Genomic DNA, 12,471 nt, shown 5'->3' on the forward strand with positions numbered 1-12,471 from the left:
TTTCAAGCGCCTACGCGTTAACAAGGGGCCCTTCCTTACCGCTCAGACCTGGACGGTGGGGATGGTCTGCTCCGGGGGCAGGCCGCCGTCGCCGTCGACCACCTCGTCCGGCGTGCCGTCCTCGTCGATGTCCACCATGGTGATGTCCACCTTGCCGTCACCGTCGGTGTCGAACTGGAACAGGTCGGCCTTGCCGTCGCCGTCGGTGTCCACCACCCACACGTCGGTCTTGCCGTCGTTGTTGGTGTCCGCGCGGAGCAGGTCCACCCGCTCGTCGCCGCGGGTCTCGACCGTCTCGGTGTTCTCCGCGCTCTCCGGTGCCTGGCTCATCTCGTTCCTTCCTTCGGCGTTGACGGCCGTCCTTACCCCGTCCGCTCCGCCCCCACTCATTCCGGCGGCCCGGCCCTGCATAGGGTCGCATGCAGGAACGAGCGAGCGGACGGGCCCGGCGGCGGAGACCCCGCGCGCCCCCGCCGCGGCGAGGGGACATCGATGAGTGGTCGTTTTGTGGTCGTCGGGGCCGGCACCATGGGCCTCGGCATCGCGTACGTGGCGGCCGGCGCCGGGTACGCGGTCGAACTGGTCGAGGTCGACCCCGCCCGGGGCGCCGAGGCCGTCCGCCGGCTCGGCGAGCTGTGGGACCGGGGCGTGCAGCGCGGCAAGCTGACCGAGGAGGCGGCCACCGCCAACCGCGAGCGCGTCACGTTGCGGTCCGGGCTCGCCGAGGTGGCCGAGGGCGCCGACGTCATCGTGGAGGCGGTGCCCGAGCGGCTCGACCTGAAGCGTGCCGTGCTGCGCGAGGCGGAGAGCCGCCGGCCGGTGCTGCTGGGCAGCAACACCTCCAGCATCGCCATCGCCGAGCTGGCCGCCGGGCTGGACCGCCCGGCCGGCTTCGTCGGGCTGCACTTCTTCAACCCGGTGTGGGCGATGGCGCTGCTGGAGGTCGTGGTCGGCCCGGCCACCGCGCCGCAGACCACCGAGGCGGCCGTCGCGCTCGCCGGCCGGCTGGGCAAGGACCCCGTCGTCGTACGCGACATGCCCGGCTTCGCCACTTCCCGGCTCGGCGTCACGCTCGGCCTGGAGGCGATCCGGATGGTGGCCGACGAGGTGGCGAGCCCGGCCGACATCGACAAGGCGATGGTGCTCGGCTACCGGCATCCGATCGGCCCGCTGGAGCTGACCGACCTGGTCGGGCTGGACGTGCGGCTCGACATCGCGCGGACGCTCCAGGCCGCGTACGGGGACCGCTTCGCGCCGCCGCCGCTGCTGGTCGAGATGGTGGCCGCCGGGAAGCTGGGCAAGAAGTCCGGGCAGGGCTTCTACACCTGGGAAGGCGGTGTACGGCAGTGAGCGCGAGGAGTGAGCTTGCGAGCCCCGCAGTCGCGAACGAAAGGCTGGCACAGCAGTGACCGGACTGCGGATCGAGGAGCTGCCGGACCGGCTGGTGGTCACGCTGGACCGGCCGGAGAAACGCAACGCGATCGACGCCGACCTGGTGGCCGAGCTGCACGCGGTCTGCGCCGACCTGGAGGCGCGCCCCCGGCTGCTGCTGCTCACCGGCGGCGCGGCGGGGATCTTCGCCGGGGGCGCCGACATCGCCCAGCTCCGCGAGCGCGGCCGGCTGGACGCGCTGGCCGCCATCAACCAGGGCGTCTTCGCCCGCATCCGGGCGCTCCCGATGCCCACTGTGGCCGCCGTCGACGGGCCGGCGCTGGGCGGCGGCGCCGAACTGGCGTACGCCTGCGATCTGCGGGTGTGCACGGAGCGCGCGGTCTTCGGCCAGCCCGAGGTGCGGCTGGGCATCCTGGCCGGCGCCGGCGCCACCTACCGGCTGCCCGCGCTGATCGGTGAGGCGCGGGCCAAGGAACTGCTCTTCACCGGCCGCCGGGTGGACGCCGCGGAGGCGCTGCGGATCGGGCTGGTGAACCGGGTGGTGGCCGACCCGGAGGAACTGCTGCCCACCGCGCACGGCCTGCTCGACGAGATGGCAAAGGGCTCCGCGCTGGCCCTGCGGCTGACCAAGCTGGCAGTGGACGCCCCGGCGGCCGCGCACCCGCAGCTCGACCTGCTCAGCCAGGCGGTGCTCTTCGAGGACGAGGAGAAGCACCGGCGGATGACCGAGTTCCTGGACCGGCGCAGGGCGCGCTGAGCCGGATACGACGCGAGGGCCGCGCCGGTGTTCCGGCGCGGCCCTCGTCGTCGGCGCTTCTCAGCGTCTGATCTGGACTCCGGCGTCGGCCAGCGCCGGGATCGCCGGCGCGGACTCGGCGAAGCCGATGAGCAGCAGCGCCTCCGGCCCGTACGCCTTGATCTCCTGGGCGATGCCGGTGAAGTCGACGGGGGTCTTCGGGTCCTCCGGCGGCTCGTAGGTCAGCAGCTTGACCCGGTCCGCGCCGATGCCGGCCTTCTCCAGCTCCGAGCGGACGTTCTCCTGGAGGCCCTCGCCGTAGGAGTCCTTACGGGCCAGGATCGCGATCTTGCGCGGCCCGTCCCGGAGCATCACGTCGGCCAGCGCCCGACCCTGGAGGCTGTCCGGCGGGGCGGTACGGAAGTAGAGGCCCTTGTCGTCCACCTCGCTCAGCCCCGCGTCGGTGTTCGACGGCGAGAACAGGATCCGCCCGGCGGCCACCACGTCCGGCAGCACCGCCCGGGAGATGCCGGATCCGCCCGCGCCGATGATGACCTGGACGCCCTCCCGGACGTGCGAGGCGACGGTGGCCTTGGCGACCGCCGGGTTGGTGCCGTCGTCGCCCTCGATCCACCTCACCGGCTCGCCGAGCACACCACCGGCGGCGTTGACCTCGCGCAGGGCGAGCGTGGCGCCGGCGGCCAGCGGCGGGTACGCCAGAGCCAGGTCACCGGTCCTCGGCAGGAGGCCGCCGAGGACCAGCGGCGCGTCCTTCGCCTTCCCGTCGCGCAGCTTGCGACCACGCGGCGGCGTCTTGCTGCTCGCCCCGGACTCCTCACCGGCGCCGACGAACTCGGTCTTGCTGTCGTCGATCTTCTGGTTGTCGAAGTGCATGGTGCCGTAGCTCGCGGTGGCCGGCTCGCCGGTGTCGGTGAACCCGGCGCGGGTGAGCGACACGCCCCGGTACTCGATGTCCTGACCGGCGCGGGCGAGCTGAAGGCAGGCCGCCACGTCGTCACAGCGCTCGCCGCCGGTGGTCACCCCGACGATCTGCTTGGCGATCTCGGCCGGCGCGGTGGTGCCGGCGAGCTGGGCGGCCAGCGCGCTGATCACGACCGCGTCGTAGGACTCGGCGGAGTAGAGGAAGTCACCCAGCTTCGCGTCTACGGCGAGTAGTCGTTCCTTGAAGCTCTCGGGCAGCGGAGTGAGGGGCGTGGTGCCCTTCATCCCGTTCACCAGATCCGCCCGATCCTTCAGCTCGGCTGGGTATGAATTGAGCATGTTGCCGTCGGTGCCGTAGAGGCGCACCTGGGTGGCGGGCGCTTCTTCCGGCTCGTCGCTCCCGCAGGCGCTCGTGGCGAGCAGGAGCGCCGCGCAGGCCATGGACAGGGCCGCGCGCGACGTGCGTGTTCTCAGCATGGTCGTCCTTCCTCCGGCGAAGGTCCGCTGCGCACCTTAGCGTGCCCACGCGGCAGGCGGGACTGTGGAGTCGGCTGCGTCGGCACCCCGACTGCGGGTGTCACGCTCCGTGTTCATCGAGCGATTTCCGGGTCACGGCTTGACCCCCGACGCTACTGTTCCGCGGGTGAACGACGAAGCACAGCAGACGCTGGACGACGCGACCGCCGTGCTCCGTTCCGCCCTGGCCGGCGACGGCGCCGGGGTGGTGGGCACGTTCGACGCGGTGGTGGACCGCTCCGGCATGGCCGGCGCGTACGGGGTGGCCTGGTGCCTGGCCGCCACCATGCTCGGCGACGACGCGCCGGCCGGCGGCGCCGCCCTCGACTTCCCCGGCATCGACCAGGCCGACTACGACACCCGCTGGGTGGCCCGCTTCGTCAGCGCGTGCGCCAACGACGACGCCGACACCGGCGAGGCGCTGTTCGGCGCGGCGGCCGCCGACGGGCTGCTGCCCGACTGCCTGCTCACCCTCGCCGGCTCGACAATCGCCACGCTGCGCAGCCGGTCCGACTGAGCCCGCCGCGCCGCGCCGCGCCCCGGCTGTGATAGCTCTGGGGCATGTCCGAGGCGATGCTCAGCAAGGTGCGCAAGCTGCTCGCCCAGGCCGAGGACCCGGCCTGCACGCCCGCCGAGTCGGCCGCGTTCATGGCCAAGGCCACCGAGCTGATCGCCCGTTACGGCGTCGACCGGGCGCTGCTCGCCGTCCGCGACCCGGCCGTCGACCCGGTCGGCGACCGGACGGTCGAGGTGGTCGCGCCGTACGCCCGGGACAAGGCCGGACTGCTGGCGGCCGTCGCCGAACCGTTGCGCTGCCGCTGCGTACGCCGACGGCAGGGCAACGGCTTCGCCATGCACCTGTTCGGCTTCGCCAGCGACCTGGAACGCGTCGAGCTGCTGTTCACCTCGCTGCTGGTGCAGGCCGCGCACGGACTGGTGGGGGCCGCCGTGCCGGACGGGGAGCACCCGGCAGCGTTCCGGCGTACCTGGCTGGCCGGCTTCGCGTACGTCGTCGCGGAACGACTGCGCGCAGCCGAGAACAAGGCGGTGGCGGAGTCGGGCGGTCCCTCGACGGCCCTGGTGCTCGCCGACCGCTCCGACCGGGTCCAGCGTCGGGTCGCCGAGGCGTACCCCAGGTTGCGCACCGCACCGCGACGGCGCCTCGCGGGCGGTGGTTTCGGACCGGGCGCGGCCGCCGGCCGCCGCGCCGACCTCGGCGGCACCGGCGTGGCCGGCGCCGGAGCGACCCCGGGCATCGCCGGCTGATCCGGACCCACCCGACGGGTACGGGTCAGGTGGTGCGGGCGACTGTCGCCAGGTAGCGGCAGAGCAACTCGTGCCAGCCGGCCGTGAGCGCCTCGCGGTAGCCCTCGGCCGCGGTGCCGTGCCGGTCGAAGTAGCGGTGCTCGACCTCCACCCGGGTCAGCTCCGGGCCCTCTGGGTGGAACAGGACCTCCACCTCGCTGGCGCCGGCCGGGTCCGGCACCGGCACCCGGTCCGGGCCGATCTGCCAGGTGAAGACCAGACGCCGGGGCGGATCCCAGGTCAGCACGCGGCCCCAGTCGTTGCGGAAGCCGTACGGACCGATCTCGTAGAGCATGCCGCCGGCCCGGGGTTCGACGCCGAGCGCGGCGAGCGCCTGCGGGCCGGACCAGGTGTACTCGCGTACCCACCAGTCGGCGAGCGATCCGGTGAACACGGCGTATGCCCGCTCGGCCGACGCCGGGACGAACAGGTTGCTGCGGAGGGAGAAGCGGTCGGATTCCTGCCGGACCTCATCCGGATCGGCCATCTCCTGTCCCATAGGTCCGGACCATACCGGCTCATGTCTCGGTGCGCAGCTTCCGTTGCGCCCGCTTCCGGACACCGGGAACGCCGCTCCACGACAGCGCTGAGTGGCGGGACAGGCGCGCTGCGCAAGGTGCGGCGACGCTTCGGGGAGGTCAGGCGGGCGACCGCGAGGGATGCCGTACCGGAAAGCGGGTAAGCGCCGCCGACCGGACCGACTGGGAGAGCGGGGAGCATGACCGACAGCCGAGCCACCGAACCAGTGCCGGACCCCGGCTACGAGCCGCCCACCTCGCCGATCGATCCCGAGTCGGAGCCGGACGTCCTGCTCGACGTCCCGGAGCTGACCGTCGACGAGATCCGGCTCACGGTGGACGGCCTCGACGCCGACCTGTCGTTGCGAGCCCGGCTGGCCAACCTGCTCCAACTCGACGCCGGAGTGCGGGTGCACCTGGAAGGCGTCGAGCTGGACATCACCGGGGTGAGCGCCGAGGCGCTGCTCAAGGTGCGGCTGGAGAAGCTGGTGCAGATCCTGGACCGGGCGCTGACCACCATCGACCGCAACCCGCAGCTCATCGACGCGCTGGCCCGCTCGGCCGGCGTCGCCCTGGACGACGTGCACCGGCTCGCCGCGCCGGTCGTGGACCAGGCCGGGCGTACGGTGGCCGCGGCCGGCGAGGTGGTCGAGCGCACCGGTCCGGCGGTGGTCGATCGGGCGGCGCCGGCGGCCGGTGAGGTGGTCGATCGGGAGGGTCCCGCTGTGTCCGGCCCGATCGAGGCACCCGAACCGCCCCAGCGCCCGGCTCGGACGGAGTCGCCACCGCCGGCTGGTGGCGGGCGGGAAGGTAAGGCGGAGTCCGAGCGCGCTGCCGGTCCGGGGCCGGGCGCCGGCGCGGGCTCGTCGGCCGATCGTCCCGGCGAGAAGAGCCGCGGTTCGGAGCGAACGGGCCAGCCGGCGAGCGCCGCGGCCGAGGCGGCGCAGCTGGCGGGACAGGCCGGACAGGCGCTCCGGCAGGCAGGCCGAAGCGTCTGGGAGGCGATCCAGGGCAGCCCCACCCAGAACCGCCGCTCTCCGAAAACCTGACCCCGCCCCATTTCGTTGATCAAGGAGTTTGTGTCCGGCTCACCCGCCCTGGATGACACAAACTCCTTGATCACCGAGGCGGGGCGGAGCCGTCCGGACCGACCGCCGTGGCGGCCTGCTGGTGGCGGCGGAGCAACTCCTGGAGGGCGGCGATCTCGGAGTGCAGGGCCTGACGGCCCTCCTGGGTGATCCGGATCCACGTCCGTGGACGACGGCCGTGGTAACCCTTCTCCACCTCGATCAGGCGTGCCTCTTCCAGCACGGTGAGGTGCCGGGACAGGTTGCCCGCGGTGAGTTCGAGGGCCTCCCTGAGATAGGCCACCTCCACCCGCTCGCCTTCGGCGGCGATGGTCAGGATGCCGAGCCGGTGCCGTTGGTGGACCGTGTCGTCGAGGCCGTTCGTCGGGAATGGCCCGCTCGCGCGAGGATCGTCCACGGTGCTCACGATTACCGATTGTGCTGCTTCTTCGCGGCGGCGAGCGCCAGACCCCCGCCGATCAGCAGGATCGGTGCCGGGAGCAAGGCGGCGAGCATGAAGCTGAACCGGGTCAGGTCGCCCGGTTGCAGGTCGGAGACCTGGAACCAGGCGTTCACGGCGACGAGCACGACTGTGTAGAGACCGACCACCACCCACAGGCGTCGGCTGCGTTCCAGGTGGGCGAGAACCGCCAGACCCACGGCGATCACGAGGTGCGGCAGCATGCCCCGGTTGGCGAGGCCGAGCAGCGGACCGGTCAGCCAACTGGTGCCGCCCGACACGGGTGCGCTGGTGTTGAACAGCAGGAACTCCAGGACGATCGGAAGGGCGAGGCCGACGAGCGTGCCCGCGATGCCGGCGACGACGTACGCCCGGGTCGGCGTCTGGACGCCGGCTCGCCGGCCGTGCCAGCGGTACCAGGCCAGGCCGGCCAGATAGCCGCCGACGAGCGCGGCCAGCCAGTACCAGCCCAGAGTGGCCGACTTCTCCAGGAAGCCGCCGCCGAGACCGGTCAGGGCGGGGCCGTCGGACCCGGCGCGCAGCGGGGCTGGTTCCACCGACTCGACGTACAACGGCGCGGCCGCCGAGATGAGCAGCCCGAAGAGCAGGAGCGGAAGCCAGTACGCCTGACGGGCCGCCCGGGCCTGCCGCCGGAGGGTGGTCATCGAGGCGAGCAGTTCCTGAGCACTGTCCTCGTGGGGTGACTCGGATGGCACGGTTCCTCCCGACAGTCGAAGCACTGCGACCCAAATAGATTTGCATTGCAAACCTGTTGGCGCAAGAGGCCGGGGCTGGTGTGCCTCAGTCGCGGCCGAGGTCGGCTAGCAGGGCCTCGACCCGGGCCCGGATCTCGTCGCGCACGCCTCGCACCACGTCCAATGGCTGACCCGCAGCCAGGCGGTGGCCATCTGGGAGCGGCCGGCGTTGTGCACGCAGACGAACAGGACGCTTGGCTTGTCGTTCATCGAGCTTCGGTCTCCCGGGTGAGGTGCGGTACGACCACGTCGCCCGCGGTGTCGGCGGCGTGCGGGTACCAGAGGGCGAGGGCGGCGACGGCGAGCACGCCGCCGGCCAGTTGGGCGGCGAGGAAGCCGGGCACCGAGGCGGGCGCGATGCCGGCGAACGTGTCGGTGACGGCCCGGCCGACGGTGACGGCGGGGTTGGCGAACGAGGTCGACGAGGTGAACCAGTAGGCCGCGCCGATCCAGGCGCCGACGGCGGCCGGCGCGGCGGCGGTACGGCCGGACCGGGCGAGCGCGAAGACGAGGACCACCAGACCGGCGGTGGCGACCACCTCGGCCAGCAGGAGGTGGCTTCCGCCGCGTACGGTGCGGGACCAGGTCGCGGCCGGCAGGCCGAACATCAGGTGGGCGAGGACGGCCCCGGTGATCGCGCCACCGACCTGCGCCACGGCGTACGTGACGAGGTCCCGCCCGGTGAGGCCGGTGCCGGCGCGGCGGCCGAGCCACCAGTCGACGGCGGAGACCATCGGGTTGAGGTGGGCGCCGGACACCGGGCCGAAGATCAGGATGAGCGCGCCGAGCGCCAGCGCGGTGGCGATCGCGTTCTCCAGCAGTTGCAGCCCGACGTCGGACGGGGAGAGCCGGGTGGCCGCGATGCCGGAGCCGACCACGGCGGTAACCAGCAGCGCGGTGCCGGCGAACTCCGCCGAGGCGCGCCGGGGCAGGGCGAGCGTCACGAGTCGTGGGCGGGGATCTGGAGCAGCGCGCCCAGTTGGCGGAACACGTCGGGGCGTACCCGGTACCAGACCCAGGTGCCGCGCCGCTCGGAGTCGACCAGCCCGGCCTCCCGCAGCACCTTGAGGTGGTGCGAGATGGTCGGCCCGGACAGGTCGAACGCCGGGGTCAGGTCGCAGACGCAGATCTCCGGCACCGAGGCGATCATCGACATCAGGCGCAGCCGGATCGGGTCGCCGAGTGCCTTGAACATCGGCGCCACCACTGCCGCCTGGTCCGGCTCCATCGGGCGGACGGACATCGGCGGGCAGCAGGCGACCGCGTCTATGTCCACCACCGGCAGCGCTTGTTTCGACATTCCTCTAGGTTGACAGACTTCAAAACAGCGAGCAAGGTGGAGCCTGCTTCGACATTCATCTAGACAGGGGTTCACATGTCCCGCGTCCAGCTCGCCCTGCGCGTGTCCGACCTCGAAGGCTCAGTCGCCTTCTACAGCAAGCTGTTCGGCGTCGAGCCGGCCAAGCGCCGCCCCGGCTACGCCAACTTCGCGGTGGAGAACCCGCCGCTGAAGCTCGTACTCCTCGAAGGTGAGCCCGGCCTGCCGACGGTGATGGACCACCTCGGGGTCGAGGTGACCACCACCGACGAGGTGAACGCCGCGACCAACCGGCTCACCGAGTCCGGCCTGATCACGCTGGAGGAGAACGACACCGAGTGCTGCTACGCGCTCCAGGACAAGGTCTGGGTACGCGGCCCCGGCGACGAGCCGTGGGAGGTCTACACGGTCAAGGCCGACTCACCGCAGCTGGAGAAGGTGACCGAGAGCGCCTGCTGCACCTCGGACGCCGCCGAGCAGCCCGCCGCCGTCTGAGCCGGACACCGCGAGATCCTCACCGGCGGACGCGCCGGTGAGGATCTCTGTCGTACGGCGAAGGCTCAGGTACCGAGATTCCGCATGACCCAGGTGGGCAACGGCTCCGCGAAGGCGTGCACCACCTCCCAGCCGGCGCGCCGGTACACCTCCACGTTGTCCGGGTTGCTGGTCTCCAGAATCGCCGGCAGGCCGTCCGCGGCGGCCCGGTCCAGCCCCACCCGCATCACGGCGTGGCCCCACCTGCGGCCGGCGTGGTCCGGGTGCGTACCGAGCACCCCCAGGTACCAGAACGGCGCCGCCGGCAGCGCGGCGTGCACCGCCTCGTCGTAGGCGCGGACGCGGTGCAACACGTCGGCGGGAAGCTGGGCGGCAAGATCGTCGTCCGGCTGTGCGCCCTCGGATGCCGGCGGCTCCCAGATCGCCACCGACGCGCCGTGCCCGATCGTCCAGATCGTCTCCTTGTGCACCCGCTTGTCGAACAGGTGCCCGAAGAACGCCGCGGCGTACCGCGCATAGGTCGCCTCGTGGGGGAACAGGTGCCGCAGGACCGGACCTTGGTGAAGGCGGCGACCAGCGAGGTGACCACGCGGCCACGGTCTTCCGGCGTCGCAACGGTGATCTCAGGCCCTGTCACAGCGTGCAACATATCGTGCGGCCGATACCCGGGGCGTCCCCTGCGACCTGAGCCGGCCGGCGACTACCGTGCTTCGGCGAACCTCAGCCGTCTGAAGGCCTCGACGCAGAAGAACCGCTTGCCGTCCGGAGAGAAGCTCGGGTGGTACGCGCGGGCGCCGTCGGCAATCCTCGTCTTCTTTCCGGGAAGCGCAACCGTCGCGAGCCCCAGCGGGACCGGACCACGGCCGTGACCTCGACCTCGAGCACAGCGCCCGGCAGGAAGAGCTTGCTGATCTCGACAGTCGTGCTCGCCGGCGGCGGCGTGCCCGGGAAGATCCGGCGCCGGACGGCCGCGTACGCCGGCAGGTCAGCCAGGTCCGTCATGAACGTGCGGATGTGCAGCACGTCGTCGAAGCGCGCGCCGTGCGCCGCGAGCACGCCGTCCACGATCTCGAAGATCCGTTCGGCCTGGGCGCCGGGGTCTCCGGGGGCCACCACCTTGCCGTCGTCGTCGACGGCGACCTGTCCGGCGAGCATCAGCATCCCTTCAGGAAGTCGGCTGAGACGAGGGAGGAGACATCGGCGTCCTGGTCCGGCGCGGCCTGCATCAGGTTGAGGGCGGCCTCCAGCACGGGAGCCGGCACCGGGCGGCGCAGCGCCAGCCGCGCATCCTTCGCCGCCATCGCGACTGCGAACGAGGCGCCCGGCGCTGTGACCCGTCCGACCGCCCCGGAAAGGGCCCCACGGCTCAGCACGTCGAGGGCGGTCTGCCTGTCGACACCGAGCGCCGCGGCGACAGCCAGCGCGTCGTGCAGCGCGGCGACAGCCGTCACCAGGCCCGTGTTCGCGACGAGCTTGACGGCGGCGCCTGCGCCGATCGGACCGCAGTGACGGACCGAACCGAGTTGTTCCAGCACCGGAACCGCGCTCGCCACGGCATCGGCAGAGCCGCCCGCGAAGATCACCAGAGTGCCGGCCTGGGCGGCGTTGACGCTGCCGCCGACGGGAGCGTCGAGGAGTGAGACGCCCGCCGGGAGGCGACCGGCCACCGCTCGGACTTCGTCCGGCCCGATCGTCGACATCTGCACCACGACCGTCCCGGGTCGGAACGTGGTGGCGGCGCCGTCCGGCCCGAACAGCACCGTCTCGACCGCGCCGGCGTCGGCGAGCATGACGACGACGACGTCGGCTCCGTCGACCGCGGCGGACGGGCTCGCGGCCACCGTCGCGCCGACCGCGGCGAGCGGCTCCGAACGCTCCGGGCTGCGGTTCCACACTCTGACCCGGTTGCCACCGGCCAGGAAGCGGCGCGCGATCGGCGTACCCATGTGTCCTGTCCCGAGGACCGCGATGATCTTCACGCCGTAACGCTAGGCCGGTGAAAGCAATGCGGCCAACGAATGTATCGCATGTCTGCCATGCGCGAATACCATGCCTGCCATGGAGACTCAGCTGCTGGAGGTGTTCCGCACCGTCGCGCGGCACGGCTCGATCACCACCGCTGCCCGCGCCCTCCGCTTCACCCAGTCGGCTGTCTCCCGGCAGATCGCCGCGCTCGAGGCCGACATCGGCGCTCGGCTCTTCGACCGGCTGCCCCGCGGCGTCGCCCTCACCGAGGAGGGACGGGAGCTGCTCCCGCACGCCGAGGCGGTCCTCGACCGGCTCGCCGCGGTCCGGCGTGACCTTGAGGACCTGCGCGGGCTCGGCCGAGGGCGGCTGCGTGTGGGCGCCTTCCCGACCGCTGTCGCGGCTCTCGTACCCCGGGCGATGGCGTCGTTCCGCTCGGCCTACCCGGAGATCTCGCTGTCGCTGGTCGAGGGTGTGACGCCGCGGCTGCTGGAGCGCCTGCTCGCGGAGGAGGCGAATGTGGCAGTGGTCAGCACCTCGCCCACCGGTGAGCTGGACCGCGAACGATTCGACCTGCGACATCTGCTCGACGAGCGGCTCCTGGTCGCGGTCGCGCGTGACCACCGGCTCGCGCGCCGCCGCTCGGTGCGCCTGGCGGACCTCGCCCAGGACGCGTTCGTCGTGGGCTCGGCCACCGCGGAGAACAGCCTGCTCCGCGCAAGCCTGCCCAGCGGTTTCTCGCCACGCATCGACATCGTCGCGGCCGAGTGGACCGGCAAGCTGGGTTGCGTTGCCGCCGGGTTGGGGGTGGCTCTGGTTCCGGCCCTGGCGGTACGCGGAACCCCGCCGGACATCGCCCTGCTACGCCTGCACCCGGACGACGAGTCGGTACGGCAGATATTTGCGGCAACCGTGCGGGGCAGGACGCCGCCGCCGGCGGTAACGCACTTTCTTGAGCATCTGCGGGCGGAGGCGGCCCACCTGGGCTGACCACCTCGACGT

Annotated in this window: 15 protein-coding genes and 2 pseudogenes; 7 read left to right on the forward strand and 10 right to left on the reverse strand. The window is 72.3% G+C overall.

From position 1 onward, the window contains the following. Positions 1-42 precede the first annotated feature (42 nt). Entirely contained in the window at positions 43-330 is a 288-nt protein-coding gene (locus FHU28_RS03900) for a hypothetical protein (RefSeq protein WP_184680945.1), read from the reverse strand. A gap of 162 nt (positions 331-492) precedes the next feature. On the opposite strand from FHU28_RS03900, the gene FHU28_RS03905 reads away from it, so the two are divergent. Then, complete coding sequence (locus FHU28_RS03905; protein ID WP_184680947.1) at positions 493-1,350, forward strand: 3-hydroxyacyl-CoA dehydrogenase family protein; 858 nt, start codon at positions 493-495, stop codon at positions 1,348-1,350. Between the two features lie 55 nt (positions 1,351-1,405). Beyond that, positions 1,406-2,149 (forward strand): enoyl-CoA hydratase/isomerase family protein, encoded by a 744-nt coding sequence (locus tag FHU28_RS03910; RefSeq protein WP_184680949.1) that lies wholly within the window; start codon positions 1,406-1,408, stop codon positions 2,147-2,149. 60 nt (positions 2,150-2,209) lie between these two features. On the opposite strand, the gene FHU28_RS03915 is transcribed toward FHU28_RS03910, so the two are convergent. Further along, entirely contained in the window at positions 2,210-3,547 is a 1,338-nt protein-coding gene (locus FHU28_RS03915) for an ABC transporter substrate-binding protein (RefSeq protein WP_184680951.1), read from the reverse strand. A gap of 166 nt (positions 3,548-3,713) precedes the next feature. On the opposite strand from FHU28_RS03915, the gene FHU28_RS03920 reads away from it, so the two are divergent. Further along, the gene (locus FHU28_RS03920; RefSeq protein ID WP_184680953.1) at positions 3,714-4,103 is read left to right on the forward strand and encodes a hypothetical protein; all 390 of its coding nucleotides are present in this window, start codon (positions 3,714-3,716) and stop codon (positions 4,101-4,103) included. A gap of 44 nt (positions 4,104-4,147) precedes the next feature. Next, on the forward strand, positions 4,148-4,852 hold the full coding sequence (locus tag FHU28_RS03925; protein WP_184680955.1) for a DUF2786 domain-containing protein: 705 nt from the start codon (positions 4,148-4,150) through the stop codon (positions 4,850-4,852). 25 nt (positions 4,853-4,877) lie between these two features. Here the strand turns inward: FHU28_RS03925 and FHU28_RS03930 are convergent, their stop codons facing one another. After that, a complete protein-coding gene (locus FHU28_RS03930) occupies positions 4,878-5,390 on the reverse strand; it encodes an SRPBCC family protein (protein ID WP_184680957.1) in 513 nt (170 codons plus the stop codon). Between the two features lie 219 nt (positions 5,391-5,609). Between FHU28_RS03930 and FHU28_RS03935 the strand changes: the two genes are divergently transcribed. Continuing rightward, complete coding sequence (locus tag FHU28_RS03935) at positions 5,610-6,458, forward strand: hypothetical protein (protein ID WP_184680959.1); 849 nt, start codon at positions 5,610-5,612, stop codon at positions 6,456-6,458. A 70-nt stretch (positions 6,459-6,528) separates the two neighbouring features. On the opposite strand, the gene FHU28_RS03940 is transcribed toward FHU28_RS03935, so the two are convergent. The 4 genes and pseudogenes from FHU28_RS03940 to FHU28_RS03955 all read right to left on the reverse strand — a co-directional run bounded on the left by FHU28_RS03940 (position 6,529) and on the right by FHU28_RS03955 (position 8,991). Beyond that, positions 6,529-6,903 carry a winged helix-turn-helix domain-containing protein gene (locus tag FHU28_RS03940; RefSeq protein WP_184680962.1) on the reverse strand — a complete coding sequence of 125 codons (375 nt, stop codon included), beginning with the start codon at positions 6,901-6,903 and terminating at the stop codon, positions 6,529-6,531. A gap of 2 nt (positions 6,904-6,905) precedes the next feature. After that, positions 6,906-7,652, reverse strand: coding sequence for a hypothetical protein (locus FHU28_RS03945; RefSeq protein WP_184680964.1), 747 nt, complete (start codon positions 7,650-7,652; stop codon positions 6,906-6,908). Between the two features lie 171 nt (positions 7,653-7,823). Then, positions 7,824-8,635, reverse strand: a pseudogene (locus FHU28_RS03950) (aquaporin); the annotation flags it as partial. Further along, positions 8,632-8,991, reverse strand: a complete 360-nt coding sequence (locus FHU28_RS03955; RefSeq protein ID WP_184680969.1) for an ArsR/SmtB family transcription factor — start codon at positions 8,989-8,991, stop codon at positions 8,632-8,634. The gene FHU28_RS03955 and the pseudogene FHU28_RS03950, both read right to left, overlap by 4 nt. 75 nt (positions 8,992-9,066) lie before the next feature. On the opposite strand from FHU28_RS03955, the gene FHU28_RS03960 reads away from it, so the two are divergent. Further along, positions 9,067-9,504 carry an ArsI/CadI family heavy metal resistance metalloenzyme gene (locus tag FHU28_RS03960; RefSeq protein ID WP_184680971.1) on the forward strand — a complete coding sequence of 146 codons (438 nt, stop codon included), beginning with the start codon at positions 9,067-9,069 and terminating at the stop codon, positions 9,502-9,504. 65 nt (positions 9,505-9,569) lie between these two features. Here FHU28_RS03960 and FHU28_RS03965 read toward each other — a convergent pair. The 3 genes and pseudogenes from FHU28_RS03965 to FHU28_RS33010 all read right to left on the reverse strand — a co-directional run bounded on the left by FHU28_RS03965 (position 9,570) and on the right by FHU28_RS33010 (position 11,483). After that, positions 9,570-10,153, reverse strand: a pseudogene (locus FHU28_RS03965) (GNAT family N-acetyltransferase). A gap of 71 nt (positions 10,154-10,224) precedes the next feature. Further along, the gene (locus FHU28_RS03970; RefSeq protein ID WP_260412839.1) at positions 10,225-10,659 is read right to left on the reverse strand and encodes a RidA family protein; all 435 of its coding nucleotides are present in this window, start codon (positions 10,657-10,659) and stop codon (positions 10,225-10,227) included. Next, on the reverse strand, positions 10,659-11,483 hold the full coding sequence (locus FHU28_RS33010; protein ID WP_221453107.1) for an NAD(P)-dependent oxidoreductase: 825 nt from the start codon (positions 11,481-11,483) through the stop codon (positions 10,659-10,661). Before FHU28_RS33010 ends, FHU28_RS03970 begins: the two co-directional genes overlap by 1 nt. Before the next feature lie 79 nt (positions 11,484-11,562). Here FHU28_RS33010 and FHU28_RS03980 point away from each other — a divergent pair, with 79 nt between their 5' ends. Further along, entirely contained in the window at positions 11,563-12,459 is an 897-nt protein-coding gene (locus FHU28_RS03980) for a LysR family transcriptional regulator (RefSeq protein ID WP_184680975.1), read from the forward strand. Positions 12,460-12,471: the final 12 nt, after the last annotated feature.

Source organism: Micromonospora echinospora, from assembly GCF_014203425.1.
Lineage (GTDB): Bacteria > Actinomycetota > Actinomycetes > Mycobacteriales > Micromonosporaceae > Micromonospora > Micromonospora echinospora_A.